Below are 17,850 nucleotides of genomic sequence, written 5' to 3' on the forward strand. Positions count from 1 at the left end.
TCTTGTAGCATGACTACTTTTACACGAGCTGATGGACGCGCACACGACGAACTGCGCCCAGTGAAGATCACTCGCAACTACCTCGCTCAAGGTGAGGGGTCCGTGCTGGTGGAGTTTGGAAATACGAAAGTGCTGTGCGTGGCTTCGTTTACGGCAGGAGTGCCGCGGTGGCGTAAGGACTCCGGCTTGGGATGGGTCACCGGCGAATATGCGATGCTGCCGCGCGCTACCGATACACGTAACCAGCGCGAATCTGTAAAAGGTAAGGTCAGCGGGCGTACCCAGGAGATTTCGCGTCTGCTTGGGCGTTCGCTTCGGGCGGTTGTTGATATGGCTGCGCTGGGCGAAAACACGATCGTTCTCGATTGCGACGTATTGCAAGCCGACGGCGGAACTCGCACGGCCTCGATCACGGGGGCGTATGTGGCGCTCGCGGATGCAATTGCGTGGGGGATTGAGCGAGGATTTGTGAATCCGCAGTCTGGTAAGCCTGTTTTGCGAGATTCTGTGAGTGCTATTTCGGTGGGAATTATTGATGGACAGCCGTGCCTTGATCTTCCGTATGAGGAGGATTCGCGGGCTGAAACCGATATGAATGTGGTGATGACTGGCTCTGGAAAGTTTATTGAAGTTCAGGGCACTGCTGAGGGTGAGGCTTTTGACCGCGATGAACTCAATGTGTTGTTAGATTTAGCTGCTCACGGGAATACTGTACTCGCCGAACGGCAGCGTGAAGCACTTGCTGGCGGGTCGTGTGCGTGTAATGGCGGGTGCTGATTCATGACTACAAAACTTGTGCTCGCAACTCGCAATGACCACAAAGTTGAAGAATTGCGCGAAATCCTTAAGGAGCAACTCCCTGGTCTTGACGTGAGTGCTATCCAATCGGCGCGATCATTTGATTTGCCCGAGCCAGTAGAAAATGCAGTTACTTTCGCCGGTAATGCGCTCATTAAGGCACGGCAGGTGGCGACTGAGACTGGGATAGCGGCACTTGCAGATGATTCGGGTATCTGTGTGGATGTACTTGGGGGAGCGCCTGGTATTTTTTCCGCACGTTGGAGTGGGGGTCATGGCGACGACGCCGCCAACCTCGATCTTTTGCTCGCTCAGCTTGCGGATGTGCCGCGCGAGCACCGAGGTGCTAATTTCACTTGTGCTGCTGCTTTAGTGTTGCCTGACGGCCGTGAGTTTGTGAAAATCGGTCAGGTTTTTGGCAGTTTGCGCTATGAACGCGCGGGCTGTGGAGGATTTGGCTACGACCCGATTTTCCAGGCTGAGGGAATGGACGTGACGCTTGCCGAGCTTGATGTGCAGCAAAAGAACAAGATCTCGCATCGTTACCAGGCGTTTTCACAGATCGCGCCACTGGTAGCAGAGCTAATTCACTGGTAGTGGAGCTGATTTACTGGTTGCAGATTTGTGGCTCTATTAAAAGACTGAATATATGCAACTGAATATGCGTAACCGCGCACGTTATAGTGCATTGTGCTAGAAGCAAGTAAGATGAGCGAGAGCCCGGCGCAGGATGCGCGCCTGGCTCTCGCTCATTTCGGCTTGTAATTCTGGAGTTGCGACTTCGCCGGGTGTGAACCAGGAGAACTCTAAAGCGTCGTTTTGTGGAGTACAGTCACCGTTCATCGGTATCACATATGCCAGTGATACAGCGTGCTGGCGTGGGTCATAAAGTGTATCGCCGGGGGTGGGAAAATATTCTCCTACTGTGAATGGCACGATTGAGGTTGGAAGCTGAGGCAAGGCCATCAAACCCAAATCTTTATCAATATGCCGAATGAGCGCATCGCGAATGGACTCATGGTAGAGCACTCGTCCGCTGACGAGCGAACGGGAGAGAACGTCGTCGTTCATGCAAAGGATCAGGCCGATTGCTTCGATGCGACCGTCGTCGTTCGTGCGAACTGGAACAATGTCAACGTAAAGCATAGGTACTTTGTGGCGCACAAACTCTAGCTCTTCGGGCGAGAGCCAGGGTTCCATATCTCCAGGGGCGATTTCGTTCATATTTCGATTGTGCCAGTAAGCATAGGAGTAGAGGTAGATCCGCGCCCATTTTTGGCAGCTAGTGAACGTAGGTGCGATTTTCCGACTTTGGTATGCTAAATCCGAGGCGGCTGTGGCAGAGTGGATACGTGAAAAAGTATTTAGGCGCGTTACTCGGCGTTTGCGTTGGCTTTTCGGTAATTATGCTGGTTTTGGGCGCGATTACCGTTGTGCGAGCAGGGTTTGAGCCGGCTTCCCTCGGAGTTGCTGTGTTTGGTCTGGCAGCGTTTGCACTCACGATTTTTGGCGCACGCACAGAGCGCCCGATGCTGTGTGCGGCCGCTGCGCTCGGCACGGGACTTGTGGTGCCGACGTCGTTAGGAATCGTGCCAATGATCGTAGGATTCGTTATTTTTATGCTGGTTATCAGCTTGCAGCTTTATATCACGATGTTTACAGAAAAGTAAGTTTTACACCACAACAAGGAGGACACAATGCCACAATTGACCGTAGGTGATATCGCGCCAGATTTTACGCTCCCAACGCTTGGCGGAGGGCATGTCACGTTGAGTGAGGCGGTGAAAGAGTCCGACGCCGGTGTGATCGTTTATTTTTATCCACGCGCTATGACTCCAGGATGCACGAAACAGGCCTGTGATTTCCGCGATTCAGAGCAGTCCTTGGCGAGTGCGGGTTACACCGTGATCGGTATTTCGCCTGATAAAGTTGAGTCTTTGCAAAAGTTCACCGATAAAGAAGCGCTGAATTTCCCGCTGGCTTCCGATCCGGACAAGCACGTGATGGAAGCGTGGGGCGCTTTTGGTGAGAAGAAAAACTATGGGAAGCTTATTCGTGGCGTGATTCGCTCCACAATCGTGGTGGGTAAGGATGGCACCGTGAAGCTCGCGCAGTATAACGTTAAAGCTACTGGGCATGTGGCGCGGCTGCGCAAAGAGCTGGGAATTGATGAATAACAACACATCAGTTGTGCGGTTTTTGCATATTGCGATTTTATCGCTACACTTAACGGTGTTCGATTCTTGAGATCGGAGCTGGTGCAACGGCACTGATCTTAGATGAGAAGCCGCGCGCGAGTGGCGAAATTGGCAGACGCGCTAGATTTAGGTTCTAGTGTCTTAGGACGTGAGGGTTCAAGTCCCTCCTCGCGCACCAATAAACATCTGTTTTTAGATTCGTAGTTGCCATGTGTTTGGCTTAATCCTGTTAAGCAATAATCAACGGTGCAATACATGTATCGACTCGGTTTTCAAGAAAAGGCAGAATTAAACACTGTGTAAGTGTCGAAGCTGAACTCTTGGGAATTTGATTCAAATTGATGATCAAAATCGGCACCAGCCCCTATATTGCGTTGCTAATGAAGCAGACATGTTAGAGTCAAAACTAGAAAGGGCATGAGAGATATGAGTACAGATTTGCTTTCAAAATTCGAAGATAGCATCATGCTTAATCTTCTTCTTGGAAAGATTTCTCCAAAAGTCACGGATGACAACGGAGATAGTCCTGTGGTCGTATGTTTAGATTCGGAACCGTTGACCGCCTTATTTGAGAAGGTTGAACGTTGCGGTGGATACGCCACGATTTTTTCGCTTGCAGACTCCGGTGAGGTGCGGATCCTTTCTGTGCTTCCTCGGCATTCTTCGCTGACTGAAAATCCCACAAGCCTTGCACATGACAGCATTTCTGGCGATGCTTCTATCGGTATTTTTATCGATTACGTCGTAAGTCAAGGTGAGAACGGAGTCGAGACTCCGTCGTATCTTCCCGCTGGGAAAATTAAATCTTTCGGACAGGCTGAATTAGTTACCTGCTAATTGTGAGAGTTTTACTTACGATAACTAGTTAACAAGATAGGGACGCTCTATCAAGAATCGCTAGGATTTTGGCGCGCAGAGGGCGTGCCAGCTCGGTGAGCTCCTGCTGCGCTTGGATATATTGTGCTTTACCCGCGGCAGTTTCAATCTGGATTGGGGCCAAACCGAGCGTTGAACAATCATATGGCGAAGCTGCCATATCGATCGTGCGTGCTCGCAGTGCTAGATCGTAACTTTCAATCAAGAGCTCGCCAGGAATAAGCGGCCCAAGCTGGATACAGGCGCGCAACAAGTCCATACTCACGTGGATGCATCCGGGCTGCTCGAATTCCAAAACTGAATCGTAGGTTGGTTTAACCGTGTTGAGCTCTACAGCTGCTGGACTAAAAAACTGATAAGCGTCAAAATGTGTGCAGCGAATGTGTGCTTGCTCCACGAGCGTATTTGTCGTCTCAGTGCCGAGCCGCAAAGGGAGCGGGTGCCGCAGAGTGTCGATTTTGTACGCCATAGCCCATTCGTGCCAGCCCAAACATCCAAAGACTGGCTGAGTATCTTGCACTTTTCTCAGCAATGTGCGCAGAAAACTGATCCCGTGCGCTCTGTGCTGCGTGAACGCTTCGAGGTCAAGGTAACAGTACGTTTCGTCGTCGGAATGGCAAAACCAGCGCGATTGTACGATTTTGCTCCAGTATGCGCGTGCATCTGAAAGCGACGACGCCGGACGCTGGAGCGCTACTGCACCGTCGTCGTCAATACCCGGATACCATGTATGGAAACGACCGGGGCGGAGCGGATAGTAGTTCCACAAAAAGTCCTCTAAGGGATTCTTTTCGCCGCGCTTGCGACGCGCGATGTGGTCCGCAGTTCGGGCGCGGCTCTGCTCATCATGGTGTAACCAGCGAGGTATCCATTCGTCGGGAGATAAAATCGTCACCTTGATATTGTGGCATAACATCGTTTGTGGTTTAGGCTTGAATCATGAAAATTGCGCGACTTTCTTTAGAACAAGGCCCACGCTTCGCTGTTATTGAGGAACCTGCCCAGCGTTATCACGTTATCGCAGGTGACCCGCTTTACTCAGGAATTGAACAGACAGGCCAGGTATTTAATAGCGACGAAGCGCGTCTTGTGGCGCCGATGCTTCCGCGTTCTAAAGTGGTGGGCAGCACCACGAGTTTTGTGCAGAACATGGCGACGCCGTCGGCTGCAAAGCTCTATCTCAAGCCGAATACTTCGGTAGTGGGCGTGGACGTGCCAGTGGTTGTTCCACAGTGGGCAAGTCGCGTGACCAGCGCCCCTAATCTCGCTGTAGTCATTTCGCGGCCGTGTCGCGACGTTCCGCCTGAGCGCGTTGCTGACGTGATTTTCGGTTACACGATGGCCAATGCGATTTGTGCGCCAGATTTTGCGCAAGATTCGCCAGCTCAGGCGTTTGCTTTTGACACTTCTTGCCCGCTTGGCCTGGTGATCGATACGGCGTTCGAAGCGGGGGAGTATGAGGTCTTTTCCGAGATTAACGACGCCGTATTGCGCGGCACGATTGACGTAGACGCCGATAAAGTGGCTGAATATGTGGCCAAAGTTTCGCAGGTGTTCAGTTTGTTACCGGGTGATGTGATCCTTCTTGGCGACGCACTTGAACCGGTGGAGATTGCTACTGGGGACGACGTCGTCGTGAGCATTGGTGACATGGGCGATTTGCGTAACCCGGTGGTGGCTTCGTAGCAGAGCGTGGGGCAGCCGGGCGCGCTGCAGCTAACAGGGCGTACCGAAACCAAAGCCGAGCGGGCATCCCGAAGTAGGAGCTCGCTCTCAAATAGGAGTAAACTAAAAGTGATGAATAATGTAGCTATGACGGGCGAAAACGTCCGAGTGAGATTTTGTCCTTCGCCAACCGGTACCCCACACGTGGGAATGGTGCGTACCTGCCTATTTAACTGGGCATATGCGCGTCACACTGGTGGCACTTTCGTTTTCCGTATTGAAGATACCGATGCGGCACGCGACTCCCAAGAGTCGTACAACCAGATTATTGACTCTTTGCGCTGGTTAGGCTTGGACTGGGACGAAGGTGCGGAGCTTGGCGGCCCACACGAACCTTACCGGCAGTCGCAGCGCATGGATATTTACCGTGATGTAGCAGCGAAGTTGCTCGAAGCGGGCTATGCATATGAGTCGTTCTCCACTCCAGAGGAAGTTGAGGAGCGTCACCGTGCCAAGGGTGAAGATCCGAAGCTAGGTTATGACGGATTCGATCGTGACCTCACTGAGGAGCAGAAAGCTGCGTACCGTGCTGAGGGACGAGAGCCGGTGCTGCGTATCCGCATGCCTGATGAGGACATCACCTTCACCGATCTCGTGCGTGGAGATATCACGTTTAAGGCAGGATCGGTGCCTGATTATGTGATCGTGCGAGCCAATGGCGATCCGCTTTACACTCTTACCAATCCGGTTGACGACGCTTTGATGGAGATCAACCACGTGCTGCGTGGTGAGGATCTGCTTTCGTCCACCCCGCGCCAGATCGTGCTCTACCGTGCGTTGCTTGAGCTTGGTATTGCAAAGGAAATGCCGTTATTTGGGCATTTGCCTTATGTGATGGGTGAGGGGAACAAGAAACTCTCTAAGCGCGATCCTGAGTCTAATCTTTTGCTCCACCGTGATCGTGGCATGATTCCTGAGGGATTGATTAACTATCTAGCGCTACTGGGCTGGTCGATTTCTCCGGATAACGACATCTTCTCCCGCGAAGAAATGGCGCAGGCTTTTGACGTGACGGATGTTAATCCAAACCCCGCGCGTTTTGATGATAAGAAATGTATCGCAATTAACGCTGAGCATATTCGCCGCCTGGACGTTCTTGACCTGCGCGATCGTTTGGTGCCGTTCTTGCATCGCGAGGGCCTCGTGGCCGCTGATCGCTACGAGGAGCTCGACGCCGAAGCCCAGCGTTTGCTTGACGGTGCGGCTCCATTGGTGCAAACTCGCATCCAGCTTTTGGGTGAAGCTCCGGCACTCATGGCATTCTTGTTTAAGTCCGCCGATGAATTGGAATACGATGAAAAGGCTGTGGCGAAGTTAAAAGAAACCACTGCAGCTGTGCTGGATAAAGCGGCGGATATTTTCGCTGGCTTGGAGGATTTCACCGCTGAGGCGATCAAAGAAGTGTTTGATGCTAAGGTTGTGCAAGGGATGGAAGTTAAGCCCCGCTTTGCATACGCGCCGCTGTTCGTGGCGATGACGGGAACGAACGTTTCCTTGCCGGTGATTGACTCAATCGCACTGCTTGGTAAAGACGAAGCAGTGAAGCGTATCAACCGTTTCCGGGCCGAACTTTCTGCGTGAGTACGCTCACGTAGTCTGTGGTTTGCGTCTAGGTGGGTTTCTGCGTAAGATAATATTCCGTTGCAGTTCACAAGACTGCAAACCACCATGGGGTATGGTGTAATTGGCAGCACGAAGGTTTCTGGTTCCTTTAGTCTAGGTTCGAGTCCTGGTACCCCAGCGAAGAAGATGATTCTTCCGCGTTTTTCGCGTTTGGCCCCGTTCGTCTAGCGGCCTAGGACGTCGCCCTCTCACGGCGGTAACACCGGTTCAAATCCGGTACGGGGTACGAATCCTCAATGCTGACTCTGTTGGTGTTGAGGATTATAAATATCACGACATTGTTCGTGATCATATAGGCCCCGTTCGTCTAGCGGCCTAGGACGTCGCCCTCTCACGGCGGTAACACCGGTTCAAATCCGGTACGGGGTACAGCGCACAAGGTGGGCTCAAGTTTTGAAACTTGAGCCCACTTTTCGCGTACCTAGTGCTTGAAGGTTTCGGAAAGTTGGGGCGGTTTTCGCAACTTCTCGATATATGTGCAGTAGTTGCGGGTTTTGCACCAAGAATTGCGCTTGATAGCTTGTGGTTGGAGCGTACCATTGAGCAAGAATGGCACGCGCCAACCACGAGCAGAGTTTTAAGCTAAGCCACGGCGTTCCAAGATAGCTTCTGGGCGTGGGTCGCGTCCAAGCAAGGCGCGGAAAGATTCCATCGGTGGGCGAGAATTTCCTCGCGAGAGAATCTCAGACTTAACCCGTTCGCCAGCTTCGCGATTCAAACCGCCATCGCCGTCAATAGCAGCCGACGTCTTAAACCAATTCTCAATATCTGCCGCCAATACCTCAGCCCAGATATAGGAATAATAGCCAGCATCGTAGCCGCCACCGAACGTGTGATTGAAATATGTAGAGCGATAGCGCGGTGGAATCAGCTCACAATCGACTCCGAACTCCTCCAAAGCCACTTTTTCGAAATCCTCGACGCTAGCCGGAATCTCTTGCGAGGAGATACGGTGCCAAGCTTGATCCAAAAGAGCCGAAGCGAGTAACTCCGTGGTTTCAAAAGCCTGACCAAAGGTCTTTGACTCCGACAGTGCCTTGACGAGGTGCTCGGGGAGAGGTTCGCCAGTGCGATAGTGCACAGCGTAGCGAGCAAGCACTTGCGGGTTGTAAGCCCACATCTCATTGAGCTGCGACGGTGTTTCCACAAAATCGCGCGGAACGTGAGTGCCCGACGTTGAACGATACTTCGTATTCGTCAAGATGCCATGAAGCGCATGGCCAAACTCATGGAATACAGTGATCACGTTGTCCCAGGTGAGCAGGCATGGCTCACCCTCAGCAGGCTCATCAAAATTGCAGTTATTCATAATGAGTGGCTTCTTACCACTCAAACCTGAACCCGCCACAATCTCATGCATCCAAGCGCCACCATGCTTGCCCTTACGGCGATAAAAATCGGCTTGGAACAAAGCGATCCCAACGCCGTCTTCATTCACAACTTCCCAGGTGCGAACACTGGGGAGATAGCCTTTAAGCTCCGGGCGCTCAACAAAATCCAAACCGTAGAGCTCATGGGCGGCAAAGAAAATACCATTTTCCACCACGTTTTCAAGCGAGAAATACGGTGCCATTGCAGCGTCATCTAGACCCAAGCCAGCTCGAAGTTTCTCCTGGTAGTACGTCCAATCCGCTGCGGAAAATTCCTCAGCTTGACCCGCATTTTTCGCCATTTGTGCCAGCTTCACCGCTTCGTATTCAGCTGCAGTTACAGCAGGCTTCGCTACCGAAAGTAAAAGCTGCGAGATCGCCTCAGAATCTTTTGCCATTCCTCGCGCAGCCACAACTTGCGAATGATGTGGATAGCCAAGCAGCTCAGCGCGTTCAGCTCGCAGCCGAGCAATCTTCAACACGAGTTCGCGCGTGTCTGAGCTTGCATGCTCGCCCAAGCCACGACTCATAGATGCAGCGAGCAAAGCCGCGCGAGCCGCGGGATTCTCCAGCTCCGTCTGTACAGGCTGATTCGTGAAGTTCTCCAACGGGAGACGAACCGTGCCGTCATCGGCAGTGAACGAAGCGATCTTCTCTGCGCTCAAACCTGCCAGGAGCTCCTGATCTTCTAGAACTAGCTCGTTGTCGCTCATCGCCTGCACGACCCGCTGGCCAAAAGCGATTTCTGCTTCTGAAAGTTTCGCATCGAGTTTGCACAAAGCATCCTTCTGCTCTGGCTCAAGTGCCACACCACGCTGTTCGAAGTCGTTGAGCAGTTCTTGGGCATAATGGCGCGTTTCGGAATCCGCGGTGCTCAGATCGAGCTGGCGTAGGCGTTGATAGATGCGTTCGTCAAGATAAAAAGCGTTGTAGTGCTCAGACATCATCGGTCCGATCTGAGCTTCAACTTTTTCAAACTCTTCTCCACCAACCGAACTGATCAACGTAAAACCGGTGTTGAGTACCGACTCGAGGAGTTCTCCGGCATTTTCGAGTGCTTCTACAGTATTTTCAACGGTAGGTGCGCAGGTGGCGGAAGCTATCTGTTCCCAAGCTTCGCGCTCTGCTTTAGCTGCGTATTCAACTGCAGGAACAATATGTTCGGGCTTAATTAGCTCCCAATGGGGGAGTTCATAAGGTAAGTCGGATTTCTGTAGTAATGGGTTATTTTCTATGGTCATACAGATATTCTACAGGGTTGAAAATAAAATTTTTCGGCGGGCCATGTGGGTGACTGACAATGCGTGCCCTAACCCATGCGAATCTTTGGGTATCGATCAATTATTGCGGCATGTGCCCCCAAATCGCCTAAGTTAAGGAAAGCGCTCGGCTCACTAGCCACTCAATACCCTAAGAAAGCAACTGCACCAGCGGACGCGCCACGTCTGACCAGCGCCAATGCTGATCAACCCAAGCATGGCCAGCAGCTCCCATTGCTTCGGCGCGTTGCGGGTCATCCAACAGGTATTCGAGTGCTTGCGCGATTGCGTCCACTTCGTTGCCATTCACAACGAGACCAGTTTTACCGTCGATCACGGCTTCTGGCGCGCCACCAGAATCGCCTGCCACCACCGGCAAACCAGCTGCATATGCTTCTAAATACACAATGCCCAAGCCCTCAATATCCAAGCCGCCACCACGAGTGCGGCACGGCATAGCAAATACATCGCCAACCGAGTAATGAGCAGCCAATTCTGCATAAGGTACTTCGCCGGTGAAAATGATATCGGCGCAAGCTTTCGATTCTGCTGCTAAAGCCTGTAATTTCTCCCCGTAAGGCCCCTTGCCCACGATGAGCAGCTTCGTGCCGGGAAAGCGCTGAACGATCCGCTCCCAGGCGAGGATCAGCTTGTCTTGGCCTTTGCGCTCTACCAGGCGCGAAATACACACCACCACTCTTGCGTCTTGCGCAATGCCGTAGCGGTTGCGCAGGCGCTCCTTAGCGTCGCTATCGAAGGCGAATGCCTCAGGATTGATTGCGCCGTGTAGCTGCATAATTTGTGTGTCACCAATGCAAGGACGCAAGCGTTTGAGTGTGGCCTGCGTGAGATAGGTGACCACATCGGCGTCGTGGAAAACTTTGCGCAATAACGCACGAGCACCCGGAATCATGGACCACCCGATTTCGTGCCCGTGCGTCGTCGAAATGACTTGCTGAGCGCCTGCTTTACGGGCGGCATTCGCCATCAATCCCAAAGGCGCCGCCGCACCAAACCAAACATTGTGAACCTCGTGCTCAACGATGAGTTCCTGCATTTTTTTCTGCACCGCAGGGATCGGCAGCATCATCGTACCTGGATAGCGCACCACCGTATACGGAACTGAAGCATCGTAACGTGCGGCGGCCTCGGCTCCCGATTCAGACTCAGTATCTGGGGGAGTAGAGGCGTAAACAACGAGCTGAGCGGGATCAAGCTCGCCAACAAAGCCCTCCAGGAATGTTTGAATTCCACCTGCACGCGGCGGGAAATCATTGGTCACTAAGAGGGTTTTCTTCATGGTTTAGATACCTTCGGTGCGCTTGAGTACTTCGGTGAGGCGGTTTGCAGCGGTGACGACGGCGGCAGCGTGCTGGCGTCCCGGCTGGCGGCCCATTCGTTCAATTGGTCCCGAGATGGAGACGGCGGCAATCACGCGGCCGGAGGGACCGCGTACAGGCGCGGAAATTGATGCCACACCTGCCTCGCGTTCGCCAACCGACTGCGACCAACCGCGGCGTCGGACGGCGGAAAGAACGGTGGCAGTGAATTGGGCGCCGTGCAAACCACGATGGAGACGATCTGGTTCTTCCCATGCCAGGAGAATTTGTGCGGCAGAGCCGGCGAGCATGGAAAGCGTGGCACCAACTGGGATCGAATCGCGCAATCCCATGGCGCGTTCTGCTGCGGCAACACAGATTCGCTGGTCGCCTTGGCGCCGGTAGAGCTGGGCAGATTCGCCGGTGTGATCGCGAAGTGCAATCAGGACGGGGTTTGCAGCCGCGAGGAGGCGATCTTCGCCAGCCGCGGAAGCGAGTTCAGTTAGGCGCGGGCCGAGCACGAAACGCCCTTGCATATCGCGGGCAACCAGCCGGTGATGTTCGAGTGCCACAGCTAAGCGGTGTGCTGTTGGCCGTGCTAAATGAGTCGCGGTGACGAGTTGGGCAAGCGTCAATGGTCCTGCTTCGAGAGCACCAAGCACCATGGCGGCTTTATCTAATACACCTACACCGCTGCCAGAATCAATTGCGTCCATGCAATGATATTGCCATCCCAAACGTTGAGACGCAAGTGTGACACGTAAAAAATTTTACCAGTCTATGTGTAAGAGATACGTATGAACACAAGACTTTTAGAAAACTTGCAGAAAACGTACGAAAGAAATAGGGAAAATGGCTCAAACACTCGCTCAAAAAGTGTGGGATCACCACATAGTTAAACGTGGTAACGACGGTGCGCCAGATTTGTTGTATATCGACCTCCACCTGTGCCACGAAGTCACCAGTCCGCAAGCGTTTGAGGGCTTGCGGATCGCTGGGCGTAAGGTGCGCAGGCCGGATCTTACGATTGCCACCGAAGATCACAATACGCCAACTCTCAACATTGACCTGCCGATTGCTGACCCGATTTCGCGTATTCAAATCGACACCTTGCGCAAGAACGCACAGGATTTTGGGGTTCGTATCCATTCGCTCGGCGACGCCGACCAAGGCATCGTGCACGTGGTTGGCCCCCAGCTCGGTCTCACGCAACCGGGCATGACGATTGTTTGCGGTGATTCGCACACGTCGACGCATGGTGCTTTTGGCGCCTTGGCCTTTGGTATTGGTACCTCAGAAGTAGAGCATGTGCTCGCCACTCAAACGCTTCCGCTCACTCCTTTCAAGACGATGGCAGTCAATATTCACGGAGAACTCAAACCGGGCACAACCGCCAAAGACATTATCTTGGCGGTTATCGCTCAAATCGGCACAAACGGTGGACAAGGCTATGTGCTTGAGTATCGCGGGGAAGCAATCCGCAAGTTGTCGATGGAAGCGCGTATGACCATCTGCAACATGTCTATTGAAGCAGGTGCGCGCGCTGGAATGATCGCGCCAGACGACGTTACATTCGAATACATCAAGGGAAAGCCGCATGCGCCGCAGGGCGAGCAGTGGGATGAAGCCGTTGCCTACTGGCGCACCTTACGTTCGGACGACGACGCCGTGTTCGACGTCGAAGTAGATCTCGACGCTTCCACCTTGGAACCGTTTGTGACCTGGGGAACGAACCCTGGCCAGGGCGTGCCGATTTCCAGTACTGTTCCTGATCCTGCCGATATTGCGGATGAAACGAAACGACATGCGGCCGAGCGTGCGCTCGAGTACATGGGATTGGTGCCCGGAACTCCGATGAAAGAAATCCCAGTAGACACGGTGTTTATTGGCTCGTGTACAAACGGGCGCATTGAAGATTTGCGCAGCGTCGCCAAGATTATTGAGGGCAAGAAAAAGGCCGACGGCGTTCGTGTACTTGTGGTACCAGGTTCGGCTCGCGTCCGGCTACAGGCCGAAGCGGAGGGGCTTGATCTGATCTTCAAAGATTTCGGAGCGGAGTGGCGCAATGCAGGCTGCTCGATGTGCCTGGGAATGAATCCGGACCAATTGGCGCCAGGTGAGCGCGCGGCGTCGACCTCTAACCGCAACTTTGAGGGGCGGCAAGGAAAAGGCGGACGCACCCACCTCGTTTCTCCACTCGTAGCTGCCGCAACGGCGATTCGGGGAACTTTGGCAGCGCCGTCGGACTTGTTGGAAACGAACTAGGAGTTAGTGGTGCAGATGGAGAAATTTATTTCACACACGGGCGTTGGAGTGCCGCTACGCCGTTCTAATGTAGACACAGATCAGATCATACCTGCGGTTTATCTCAAGCGAATTTCGCGCACAGGTTTTGAAGATGCGCTATTTGCGGCTTGGCGAAGTGATCCGAATTTTGTGCTTAACAAGGGAGAATACAAGCATGGCACGGTACTGATTGCCGGGCGAGATTTTGGCACCGGCTCCTCGCGTGAGCACGCGGTGTGGGCGCTCAAAGACTACGGCTTCAAGGCGGTATTCGCTCCGCGGTTTGCAGATATTTTCCGTGGTAACTCTGGTAAGCAAGGGTTGCTCGCTGGCGTGGTGAGTCAAGAAGACGTCGAGCAGCTGTGGAAGATTCTCGAAACAGAGCCGGGCACGCAAGTGCAGGTAAATCTCGAGGAGCGTACGCTGCAAGCTGGCCAATTTACGTGCAGATTTGAGATTGATGACTATACGCGCTGGCGTTTGATGGAAGGTTTGGACGATATTAGTCTAACCTTGCGCGATGCCGATGCGATTGCGGAATTTGAAGCGAAACGGCAGGTCTTTAAGCCGCAGACGCTTCCGGCCAAGCATCTGCCACCGGTTGACATCGTCTCAGCGAGACCCGATGAGGCTTAAGCGACTGTTTGAGATTTGCGCAGCAGTTCGAGACTTAGGTGGCAGTTCTCGGCTTGCGCAGCTGTGAGATGTTCAAACATCTGGGTGGAACTCAAACAGCTGGGCGACGCCTAAATACTCGCACAGTGCTCTTAAACCCTGGTACAGGCTTAAACCCTGGCATAATGCGACTCGCAGCTACCTAAAATTGCGCTACGTGGTAAACTTAGCACTCTGACTGTGCCTCATATCGGTGGTTAGCCTGTATTGTGGTATTCGGTATTCGCTTGAGGGGTTCAAGCGAAGAAGGAGTAATGAATGTCTAGTGGCGTTTTGAAAGTCGTGGGTGGGCATCCACTGCAAGGCGAAATCACGGTGCGTGGCGCGAAGAATTTTGTTTCGAAGGCCATGGTTGCCGCGCTCCTCACAGAGGAAACGTCCGTTTTACGAAATGTGCCATTGATCCGCGACGTCGATGTGGTGAGTCAATTGCTACGCGCACATGGCGCGGAAGTTAACTACGACCAAGAAGCTGGCGTACTTGAGATTACGCCAGGCAAGATTCATCTGCCAGATCCGGCAGAAGTTGAGGCACTTGCGGGATCGTCGCGGATTCCGATTCTTTTTTGTGGCCCGTTGCTGCACGCACTAGGTGAGGCATTTATTCCCGATCTGGGTGGATGCCACATCGGGGATCGTCCGGTTGATTTCCATTTGGCCGTTTTGGAAGATTTTGGTGCCCGCCGTTCGGTTGAAGATTTGGGTTTGCACCTTACGGCTCCCAACGGATTGAAAGCAAAGAAAGTTCACTTGCCGTATCCCTCCGTGGGTGCCACGGAACAGACTCTTCTCGCCGCAGTTCGTGCGCGCGGCGTTACCGAGTTGACGGGTGCGGCTGTTGAGCCAGAAATTATGGATCTCATTGCTGTTTTGCAGAAAATGGGTGCTTTGATCACTGTGGACACCGATCGCACGATCCATATTGAGGGCGTGCGTGAGCTGCATGGCTACCGGCATACGGCGCTGGCAGATCGCATTGAAGCTGGCTCTTGGGCGTGTGCTGCTCTGGCCACTAAAGGTGATATTACTGTGCGCGGCGCACAACAAGAATCGATGATGAATTTCCTCAACGTGTTCCGCAAAGTTGGAGGTAAGTTTGACATTTATGACGACGGTATCCGCTTTTGGCATCCGGGCACGGAGTTGAAGTCGTTGCCGATTGAAACCGATGTGCACCCTGGATTTATGACTGACTGGCAACAGCCAATGGTTGTGGCATTGACGCAGGCAGTCGGTGTGTCGATTGTGCATGAAACGGTTTACGAGAACCGATTTGGTTTCACTGAAGCGCTCAACCAGATGGGTGCTCATATCCAGGTGTACAGCGAGTGCTTGGGCTCAAAACAGTGCCGGTTTGGGCGTGAAAATTACTTCCATTCTGCGGTGATTCAAGGCCCTACACACCTCAAAGGTGCAGATATTGAAGTGCCTGATCTGCGTGGCGGCTTCTCCCATTTGATCGCCGCTTTGGCGGCTGAAGGCGAATCGACGGTGCACGGTATCGATATTATCAACCGTGGGTATGAGCATTTCATGCACAAATTGCACGCCCTTGGTGCCAATGTGGAGAAAGCATAACGGGAGTGGCGGCGCCGCGATTGACACGCTGAGAATCATTGTGATGAGTGAGCTATGTCGATCGTTTTATTAAAATTTTTACAACGGTAGGATTAATTCCATGACCAACGAATCGCAAAAAATCCGCATTGCCTTGATCTACGGTGGAACCTCAGGTGAGCACCCGATTTCCTGCGCAACTGCGGGCGCTGTGATGGCAGCGCTCGATAAGGGGCGCTACGACGTCGTCTCTATCGCAATCCGCAAGGACGGAAGCTGGGTGCCGGGTGAGACAGATCCGGCGAAACTGCAGCTTAATGGGGCATCAACGGAAGTGCCGCCGAGTGATGAGCGCGTAGTTCTATCGCCGGGCGATGGCACGCAGGAGATTTTGGTGGTATCAGCGGACGACGACGCTCGCGTACTGCGCTCTTTAGGCGCTGTAGACGTTGTGTTTCCGTTGTTGCATGGCCCGTTTGGCGAAGACGGGACTATTCAAGGTCTGCTCGACATGGCCAATATTCCTTATGTTGGTTGTGGTGTGTTCGCTTCGGCGGCTGGCATGGACAAAGGCTTCATGAAAGTCGTATTGGAATCTGCCGGGATTCCGATTGGGCCCTACGTGGTGGCAAATCGGCGCCGCTGGAATACGCAGCGTGCCGAGGTTATTGATGACGTGTCCAAACTGCAATTCCCTGTGTTTGTGAAGCCTGCGCGTGCTGGTTCCTCGCTGGGCATTTCGCGTGTGGATACCCTTGATGAGCTTGAAGCTGCTGTGGAGCGTGCTCACGAAGTTGATCCGAAGGTAGTGATCGAGCAGGGGATTAACGGGCGAGAAATCGAATGTGCGGTGCTCGGCGGGCACGGCGATGAGCCGAGTCGAGCCGCGATTCTTGGTGAAGTGGTGCTAGCTCAGCAGGATGCGACGTTCTACGATTTTGAACACAAGTACATTGATACTGATGGTTTGCGCATGCAGGTGCCAGCTGATGTTGATCCGGCAACTGCGGAGCATATGCGGCAGATGGCGGTTAAGGCCTTTGATGCTTTTGAGTGTGAGGGGCTCACTCGCGTTGATTTCTTCTTGACTGATGCTGGCGATGTGCTGGTCAACGAGATTAATACGATGCCAGGATTTACGCCATTTTCGATGTACCCGGTCATGTGGGAAAAAGCGGGTTTGAGCTATGTAGAGCTTGTTGATGAGCTCATTTCTTTGGCGTTGGAGCGCGGTACCGGTCTGCACTGATTGGTTAAGTTGATCGGTTGGTGCGGATTGTTGGCTCGGGCTGATCGCTTGTTGGCTGCGCGGGTCGGTTTGTGCCGGTTGCTAGTTAATTGTGCTGGTCGCTGGTTATTTTGCTGATCGGAGCAGTTGTTCCTCACAGATTTATTTTACTGTGAGCGAACTCAAGAATGAATAGTTGAATATTAAACTAACAGTGCTGTAGTGTGAAAACACAAGTAAAGTTGTTTATGTAAGCACGTTACAAACAAAAGGTATGTGATAGTTATGAAGATTGTATATATTGTTGGTTCACTTTCTGAAGATTCGATCAACCGTCGACTCGCCAATGAACTGCGCGAACTAGCACCTCAAGGTGTGGAAATGGTGGAAGCTTCGATCAAAGATCTTCCGCTCTACAGCCGCGATTATGACTCCGATTTCCCACAAGTTGCTCGCGACTTTAAAGACCTGCTTTCCAGTGCAGACGGCGTTATCCTCGTGACCCCTGAACACAACCGTAGCTTCTCCGCACCACTGCACAATGCAATCGAGTGGAGCTCTCGCCCATATGGAGAATGGGCACTTGGCGGCAAGGTAATTGCTACCATCGGTGCTTCGCCATCAGGCATTGGCACAGCAGCAGGGCAGCAGTCCTTGCGTGCAATGCTTCAATTCTTCAACGTGAAGCTCATGGGACAGCCAGAAGGTTATATTAACGCCCTCACTACTGGCCTTGCAGAGGGTGAAGCTAATGCCGATGCCAAGGAATTCTTGAAGTCCTGGATCGAGGCATTCGTAGATTTCGTCAACGCAAACACAAAGTAATTTTTGCGATGCGTTAATCGTGCCTGTGTGGCTCGCACCAAAAGGTGCGAGCCACACAGCTTTTCCGAGCATGTATCATCTGCTTTTACTCGCAAAGAGCCACAATATAGC

The 17,850-nt window shown here is 52.9% G+C and carries 17 protein-coding genes and 4 tRNA genes; 16 read left to right on the plus strand and 5 right to left on the minus strand.

Annotated features, from left to right (window positions below):
* The first annotated feature begins 9 nt into the window (after positions 1–9).
* Both rph and rdgB read left to right on the plus strand, forming a co-directional pair.
* Positions 10–777: a ribonuclease PH gene (gene rph / locus JOD55_RS05155; RefSeq protein ID WP_204399001.1), complete on the plus strand. Its 768-nt coding sequence runs from the start codon at positions 10–12 to the stop codon at positions 775–777.
* A gap of 3 nt (positions 778–780) precedes the next feature.
* A complete protein-coding gene (rdgB, locus tag JOD55_RS05160; RefSeq protein ID WP_204399002.1) occupies positions 781–1,395 on the plus strand; it encodes an RdgB/HAM1 family non-canonical purine NTP pyrophosphatase in 615 nt (204 codons plus the stop codon).
* A gap of 96 nt (positions 1,396–1,491) precedes the next feature.
* Here the strand turns inward: rdgB and JOD55_RS05165 are convergent, their stop codons facing one another.
* Positions 1,492–2,022 carry an NUDIX hydrolase family protein gene (locus tag JOD55_RS05165; RefSeq protein ID WP_204399003.1) on the minus strand — a complete coding sequence of 177 codons (531 nt, stop codon included), beginning with the start codon at positions 2,020–2,022 and terminating at the stop codon, positions 1,492–1,494.
* 128 nt (positions 2,023–2,150) lie between these two features.
* On the opposite strand from JOD55_RS05165, the gene JOD55_RS05170 reads away from it, so the two are divergent.
* From JOD55_RS05170 to JOD55_RS05185, 4 genes are all read left to right on the plus strand, one after another.
* Positions 2,151–2,468, plus strand: coding sequence for a hypothetical protein (locus JOD55_RS05170; protein ID WP_204399004.1), 318 nt, complete (start codon positions 2,151–2,153; stop codon positions 2,466–2,468).
* A 27-nt stretch (positions 2,469–2,495) separates the two neighbouring features.
* The gene (gene bcp, locus JOD55_RS05175; protein ID WP_204399005.1) at positions 2,496–2,975 is read left to right on the plus strand and encodes a thioredoxin-dependent thiol peroxidase; all 480 of its coding nucleotides are present in this window, start codon (positions 2,496–2,498) and stop codon (positions 2,973–2,975) included.
* 114 nt (positions 2,976–3,089) lie between these two features.
* Positions 3,090–3,174, plus strand: a tRNA-Leu gene (locus JOD55_RS05180).
* 287 nt (positions 3,175–3,461) lie between these two features.
* A complete protein-coding gene (locus JOD55_RS05185) occupies positions 3,462–3,833 on the plus strand; it encodes a hypothetical protein (RefSeq protein ID WP_204399006.1) in 372 nt (123 codons plus the stop codon).
* A gap of 28 nt (positions 3,834–3,861) precedes the next feature.
* Here JOD55_RS05185 and JOD55_RS05190 read toward each other — a convergent pair whose 3' ends face one another.
* The gene (locus JOD55_RS05190; protein WP_204399007.1) at positions 3,862–4,767 is read right to left on the minus strand and encodes a 3-methyladenine DNA glycosylase; all 906 of its coding nucleotides are present in this window, start codon (positions 4,765–4,767) and stop codon (positions 3,862–3,864) included.
* Positions 4,768–4,811: 44 nt separating this feature from the next.
* On the opposite strand from JOD55_RS05190, the gene JOD55_RS05195 reads away from it, so the two are divergent.
* From JOD55_RS05195 to JOD55_RS05215, 5 genes are all read left to right on the plus strand, one after another.
* Positions 4,812–5,558: a fumarylacetoacetate hydrolase family protein gene (locus JOD55_RS05195; RefSeq protein WP_204399008.1), complete on the plus strand. Its 747-nt coding sequence runs from the start codon at positions 4,812–4,814 to the stop codon at positions 5,556–5,558.
* Between the two features lie 111 nt (positions 5,559–5,669).
* A complete protein-coding gene (gltX, locus tag JOD55_RS05200) occupies positions 5,670–7,178 on the plus strand; it encodes a glutamate--tRNA ligase (protein ID WP_204399009.1) in 1,509 nt (502 codons plus the stop codon).
* A gap of 88 nt (positions 7,179–7,266) precedes the next feature.
* A tRNA-Gln gene (locus JOD55_RS05205) sits at positions 7,267–7,338 on the plus strand.
* Between the two features lie 35 nt (positions 7,339–7,373).
* Positions 7,374–7,446 (plus strand) — tRNA-Glu (locus JOD55_RS05210).
* A 70-nt stretch (positions 7,447–7,516) separates the two neighbouring features.
* Positions 7,517–7,589 (plus strand) — tRNA-Glu (locus JOD55_RS05215).
* A 208-nt stretch (positions 7,590–7,797) separates the two neighbouring features.
* Here JOD55_RS05215 and JOD55_RS05220 read toward each other — a convergent pair.
* From JOD55_RS05220 to JOD55_RS05230, 3 genes are all read right to left on the minus strand, one after another.
* Positions 7,798–9,831 carry a M3 family metallopeptidase gene (locus JOD55_RS05220; protein ID WP_204399010.1) on the minus strand — a complete coding sequence of 678 codons (2,034 nt, stop codon included), beginning with the start codon at positions 9,829–9,831 and terminating at the stop codon, positions 7,798–7,800.
* Between the two features lie 169 nt (positions 9,832–10,000).
* The gene (locus JOD55_RS05225) at positions 10,001–11,149 is read right to left on the minus strand and encodes a glycosyltransferase family 4 protein (protein WP_204399011.1); all 1,149 of its coding nucleotides are present in this window, start codon (positions 11,147–11,149) and stop codon (positions 10,001–10,003) included.
* 3 nt (positions 11,150–11,152) lie between these two features.
* A complete protein-coding gene (locus JOD55_RS05230; protein ID WP_239538967.1) occupies positions 11,153–11,884 on the minus strand; it encodes an IclR family transcriptional regulator in 732 nt (243 codons plus the stop codon).
* Positions 11,885–12,020: 136 nt separating this feature from the next.
* Between JOD55_RS05230 and leuC the strand changes: the two genes are divergently transcribed.
* The 5 genes from leuC (at position 12,021) to JOD55_RS05255 (ending at position 17,739) form a co-directional block, all read left to right on the plus strand.
* The gene (gene leuC / locus JOD55_RS05235) at positions 12,021–13,433 is read left to right on the plus strand and encodes a 3-isopropylmalate dehydratase large subunit (RefSeq protein WP_204399012.1); all 1,413 of its coding nucleotides are present in this window, start codon (positions 12,021–12,023) and stop codon (positions 13,431–13,433) included.
* Between the two features lie 15 nt (positions 13,434–13,448).
* A complete protein-coding gene (leuD, locus tag JOD55_RS05240; protein WP_204399013.1) occupies positions 13,449–14,090 on the plus strand; it encodes a 3-isopropylmalate dehydratase small subunit in 642 nt (213 codons plus the stop codon).
* A gap of 297 nt (positions 14,091–14,387) precedes the next feature.
* Positions 14,388–15,707: a UDP-N-acetylglucosamine 1-carboxyvinyltransferase gene (gene murA / locus JOD55_RS05245; protein WP_204399014.1), complete on the plus strand. Its 1,320-nt coding sequence runs from the start codon at positions 14,388–14,390 to the stop codon at positions 15,705–15,707.
* A 100-nt stretch (positions 15,708–15,807) separates the two neighbouring features.
* Positions 15,808–16,935 carry a D-alanine--D-alanine ligase family protein gene (locus tag JOD55_RS05250; RefSeq protein ID WP_204399015.1) on the plus strand — a complete coding sequence of 376 codons (1,128 nt, stop codon included), beginning with the start codon at positions 15,808–15,810 and terminating at the stop codon, positions 16,933–16,935.
* A gap of 264 nt (positions 16,936–17,199) precedes the next feature.
* Positions 17,200–17,739 carry an NADPH-dependent FMN reductase gene (locus JOD55_RS05255; RefSeq protein WP_204399016.1) on the plus strand — a complete coding sequence of 180 codons (540 nt, stop codon included), beginning with the start codon at positions 17,200–17,202 and terminating at the stop codon, positions 17,737–17,739.
* Positions 17,740–17,850 lie beyond the last annotated feature (111 nt).

The sequence above is a fragment of the Arcanobacterium pluranimalium genome (assembly GCF_016907845.1).
Classification (GTDB): domain Bacteria; phylum Actinomycetota; class Actinomycetes; order Actinomycetales; family Actinomycetaceae; genus Arcanobacterium_A; species Arcanobacterium_A pluranimalium.